2 protein-coding genes, 1 tRNA gene and 4 pseudogenes are annotated in these 4,584 nt (G+C 69.0%); 4 read left to right on the top strand and 3 right to left on the bottom strand.

The genetic code is table 11. From position 1 onward, the window contains the following. Nucleotides 1-45: 45 nt before the first annotated feature. A pseudogene (locus tag AD428_RS11960) lies at nt 46-382 on the bottom strand (DUF883 family protein). A gap of 339 nt (nt 383-721) precedes the next feature. Between AD428_RS11960 and AD428_RS27900 the strand changes: the two are divergent. The 4 genes and pseudogenes from AD428_RS27900 to AD428_RS11945 all read left to right on the top strand — a co-directional run. Continuing rightward, nucleotides 722-1,132 (top strand): annotated as a pseudogene (locus tag AD428_RS27900) (L-histidine N(alpha)-methyltransferase); the annotation flags it as partial. A gap of 100 nt (nt 1,133-1,232) precedes the next feature. Beyond that, complete coding sequence (locus AD428_RS27895; RefSeq protein ID WP_369798746.1) at nt 1,233-1,667, top strand: L-histidine N(alpha)-methyltransferase; 435 nt, start codon at nt 1,233-1,235, stop codon at nt 1,665-1,667. An 80-nt stretch (nt 1,668-1,747) separates the two neighbouring features. Then, nucleotides 1,748-3,060 (top strand): annotated as a pseudogene (gene egtB, locus AD428_RS11950) (ergothioneine biosynthesis protein EgtB). Nucleotides 3,061-3,205: 145 nt separating this feature from the next. Continuing rightward, a tRNA-Met gene (locus tag AD428_RS11945) sits at nt 3,206-3,282 on the top strand. A gap of 184 nt (nt 3,283-3,466) precedes the next feature. Here the strand turns inward: AD428_RS11945 and panB are convergent. Together panB and AD428_RS24895 are read right to left on the bottom strand one after the other, a co-directional pair. Beyond that, complete coding sequence (panB, locus tag AD428_RS11940; RefSeq protein ID WP_053245305.1) at nt 3,467-4,297, bottom strand: 3-methyl-2-oxobutanoate hydroxymethyltransferase; 831 nt, start codon at nt 4,295-4,297, stop codon at nt 3,467-3,469. 100 nt (nt 4,298-4,397) lie between these two features. Then, nucleotides 4,398-4,584: pseudogene (locus AD428_RS24895) on the bottom strand (hypothetical protein); the annotation flags it as partial.

Below are 4,584 nucleotides of genomic sequence, written 5' to 3'. Positions count from 1 at the left end.
CCCATGCCCCGGCCCCCGTGCATGGCGCGCAGCCCGCGGCCGTTCCTAGCGGCGGCTGCCCGCCAGCAGGCAGAAGCCCGCCAATATGCCCACGAGCCGCCGCCAGGCCGACCGATTTCCACGCGTTCTCATGCACATAGTCGTCGGCGCGGGCACGGGCGCGGCGCGCGCGCTCCCGCGCAACCCCTTCCCATTCGCCCGCGGAATCGCGCAGGTCCGCAAGCTGGCGCTTCAGGCGCGAACGCGCCGCCTCGATCTCGGAGCCGGTATAGGAAGCCGTCGAACGCAACAGGTCTTCCGTGCCCGCCAGCAGCTCATGCAAGCTGTCGCTGACCCGCTCGCGATGCAAGGCCATTTCGGCGCGTTGGTGCTTTCGATTCATAGCCGCTCCTTCAATCCGGTTGCAGGACGGTCCGGCCGCGCGGGCGCAAGCTGCCTGCCGGCGCCGGCGCGAACGCGAACGCGAACCCTTGCAGGCATTGTGGCCCCCAAATGCGCCAGCGCGCCCCACGGTTTGGCAACCAGCAGTAAACCGATATTTCAGCGCCGCCCGGCGGCCCGATGCCGGCATCGGCGCCCGCGAATTCGTAAAAGTCCTTTGCTCGAAAAGCCGGGCGCTTGACACCGCAACCCCTGCGGCAAGCACAATAGGCTTTTGCAATGCGCTTCACCGGCCTCGAAAAGGAGCTGAACGCATGGTTTCCCCCTCCGCGCTGCTTGCCTGTCCGCCGACGGAAGCCTCCGCGCCGCGCCTGCCCCGGCTGGCCGACCAGCGCGAGCTGCAGGCCGGGCTGCTCGACCGGCCGCCCACATCGACCCCAAGTTCCTCTACGACGCGCTGGGCTCGTCGCTCTTCTCCGCCATCACCCAGCTTCCCGAGTACTACCCCACGCGCTGCGAAGCCGAGATCTTCGAACGGCACGGCGCGGACATCGCGCGCCACGCCGGCACGGCGCAAACCCTGGTGGACCTGGGCGCTGGCGACTGCGCCAAGGCCGAGCGCCTGTTTCCCGCCTTGCGCCCGCGGCATTACGTGCCAGTGGACATTTCGGCGGACTACCTGCAGGCCGCCGTGCGGCGGCTGCGGCTTTCGTATCCCGAGCTGCGCATCACGCCCCTGGGCCAGGATTTCTCGCAATCGCTGAGCCTGCCGCGGACATCCCGGAAGCCGGCAGGCTTTTTTCTACCCGGGCTCCAGCATCGGCAACCTGGATCCCGACGGCGCGCTGGCCATGCTCGAACGCATCCGCGCCTTGTGCCCCGACGGCGGGCTGCTGGTCGGCGTCGATCTCGTCAAGTCCAGCGCCATCCTGGAGCCGGCCTACGACGACGCGCTGCACCTCACCGCCGCCTTCAACCTGAACCTGCTGCGGCACGTCAACGCCGTGCTGGACGCCGATTTCGACGTGGACGACTGGCGCCACGTCGCGCTGTTCGACCGCCGGCGCTCCCGCATCGAAATGCACCTGGAAGCCCGCCGGAACGTGCGCGTCGCCTGGCCGGAAGGAGAACGCCTGTTCGCCGCGGGCGAGCGCATCCATACGGAAAACTCGTACAAGTTCACGCCGCAAGCGTTTACCGCGCTGCTCGAACGCGCCGGCTTTGCCAGCGTGCGGCACTGGTCGGACTCGCGCGGCTGGTTCTCGGTGTTCGGCGCCCGCGCCTAGGGCCGTCAACGCGCCTCTGGCCCCCCGCTCCGGCGTCGGAAACAACGCGGCCCGCGCCGCCATGCTCCTGGAGGATCGCGATGGAATCCGCCTGCCTGCTCACCCATGCCGCCGGCGCCGCCCAGGCTGCCGGCCAACCCGGCCTGCACGAGCAATACGACGCCGTGCGCGCGACCAGCATGACGTTGGCCGCGCCGCTCGGCGCGGAAGACTGCCAGGCGCAGTCCATGCCCGACTGCAGCCCGGTCAAATGGCACCTGGCCCACACCACCTGGTTTTTCGAGACCTTCCTGCTGAGCCGCTTCCTGCCTTCGCGCGCCGCCTTCCATCCGCAATACCGCATGCTGTTCAACTCGTACTACAACGCGATCGGCGACAAGCATCCGCGGCCCCAGCGCGGGCTGCTCACGCGCCCCGCCCTGGCGGAGATCCTGGAGTACCGCCGGCACGTGGACGAAGGCATGCGCGCCCTCATCGGCCGCCTGGGCGGAGAGCCGGCCTTCGACGCGCTGCTGGCGCTCGGACTGAACCACGAACAGCAGCACCAGGAGCTGATCCTCACCGACGTCAAGCACCTCTTCCATGCCAATCCGCTGCGGCCCGCCTACGCGCCCGCCGGCTCGCCGGCGCTGCCGCCCGGCACGCCGGCGGGCTGGACGCGCTTTGACGGCGCGCGACGCGCATCGGCCACGACGGCACGGGCTTCGCCTTCGACAACGAGGGGCCGGCGCACGAGGTGCTGCTGCAGCCCTACTACCTGGCCGACAGGCTGGTAACCCAGCACGAATACCTCGAATTCATCCGCGACGGCGGCTACCGCCGGCCTGAGCTCTGGCTTTCGTTGGGATGGGAACGCGTGTGCGCCGAAGGCTGGGAGGCCCCGCTGTACTGGCACGGCCAGCGCGACCAGTGGCGCGTCTTCACCCTGCACGGCATGCAGGAGCTGGAATTGCAGGCCCCTGTCACTCATGTCAGCTACTACGAGGCCGACGCCTACGCGCGCTGGGCGCGCGTGCGTCTGCCGCGCGAAGCCGAATGGGAGCATGCCTGCCGGCGCCTGCCCGCCAGCGTGCACGCCTTGCGCGCCAACCTGCTCGAAAGCGGACACCTGGATCCGCGCCCCGCCCCGCCGCGCAAGGAACACCGCGGCCCGGTGCAGATGTACGGCGACACCTGGGAATGGACCTGCAGCGCCTACGACGCCTATCCGGGATTCCGGCCCGATCCCGGCGCCGTCGGCGAGTACAACGGCAAATTCATGTGCAACCAGTACGTGCTGCGCGGCGGCTCCTGCGCCACCCCGCGCGGCCACCTGCGGCCCAGTTACCGCAACTTCTTCCCGCCCGAGGCGCGCTGGCAGTTCACCGGCATCCGGCTCGCCCGCGACGCCTAGAAAAACGGCGCGGAAAAATTTCGGGGCCGCCCTGTTGCATGGCATTTTTCTTTCGTGCTAGAATTTCTTTCTTCGTTAGCCAGGGCCGCCATTTAGCGGGTCAGCTCATAGCGGATCGTTGATCGCGGGCCGGGCAAGAACGAATGGCGCATTAGCTCAGCCGGTTAGAGCGACGGAATCATAATCCGCAGGTCCCCTGTTCGAATCAGGGATGCGCCACCAAGGAATACCGAAGCGCCCACGCGAGTGGGCGTTTTTTCTTTGTCTGACGTTTTTCTTTGTCTGGCGCTTTCGTTGCCGGGGCTTTCCGTCAGGGGCTAGGGGCTCTTGAACCCTGCCCGCGCGAAAACGCCGGGTGCTCCAGCCCTGGGAGCCCCAAGAGCCCCTTCCGGGCCACGCCCCTCCCCTACGCCTTCCTGTTTCCCACCCCGAAGCAATGCTCGGCCGCCGGAAACGCGCCGGCGCGCACGTCTTGCGCGTAGCGCGCCGCGGCCCCGGAAATCTCGGCGCCCAGTTGCGCGTATTGCCTGACGAAGCGCGGCACGCGCGCGCCGGACATGCCCATCATGTCGTCGACCACCAGGATCTGTCCGTCGCAGGCCGGCGAGGCGCCGATGCCGATCACGGGGATGCGCAGGGCCTCGGTCACCTGACGGGCGACCGGCTCGGCGGTGCACTCGACCACCAGGGCAAAGGCACCGGCGGCTTCGAGCGCCCGTGCGTCGCTCACGATGCGCGCGCCGCGGTCGCTCTGCATGCCCTGCGCCTTGTAGCCGCCCACGGCATGGACCTGCTGCGGCATCAGGCCGATATGGCTGACCACCGGCACGCCGCGCGTCGCCAGGAAGTGCACGGTATCGGCCATTTCCGCACCGCCCTCGAGCTTGACGGCCTGCGCCCCGGTTTCGGCCAGGACGCGGGCGGATGCCTCGAAAGCCTGTGCGGGAGATGCCTGGTAACTGCCGAACGGCAGATCCACCACCACGCAAGCCAGCGAAGAACCGCGCACCACGGCCGCTCCGTGCGCGATCATCATATCCAGCGTCACGCCCAGGGTGCTGGGCAGCCCGTACACCACCATGCCGAGCGAATCGCCGACCAGCAGCAGGTCCGCATGCGGATCGAGCAGGCGGGCCATGGGCGCGGTGTACGCCGTCAGCGCCACCACTTTGCCCGGCCCCTTGGCCTGGCGGATGTCAGGAATGGTCTTGCGCGTCTGCGCTTGCTGTGCGCTCATGGCTCCCCCCGGATCGCGGTTCGTCGAAACCGCCTATGGTAGCGTCGAGCCGCCCGCCGGCGCCGGAGGACCATCAGCCGGATCCGACGAGAGGCCGGCCTCAGCTGTCCCGGCGGCGGCCGCCCCAGGTCGCGCACAGGCTGGCCACGAAAGCGCCCACCAGCATGGAGGCGAAACCCCAGAGCGCAAGCGCCGCGGCGGTCTTGCGGGCCGCGTCGGCGGCCTCTTTGGCCTTCTGCCTGGCTTCGTCCGCGGCCTGCCTGGCCTCCTGCATTGCCTGGTCGACC

This window comes from Achromobacter sp. DMS1 (assembly GCF_001270295.1).
The sequence above is the reverse complement of the archived record's forward strand: the minus strand, read 5'-3'. Positions and strand labels throughout refer to the sequence as shown.

What these genes read in the sequence shown, in the direction of transcription:
- AD428_RS27895 (WP_369798746.1), top strand. Translation starts at nt 1,233, where the DNA reads ATGCTCGAACGCATCCGCGCCTTGTGCCCCGACGGCGGGCTGCTGGTC.
- panB (WP_053245305.1), bottom strand. Translation starts at nt 4,297, where the DNA reads ATGAGCGCACAGCAAGCGCAGACGCGCAAGACCATTCCTGACATCCGC.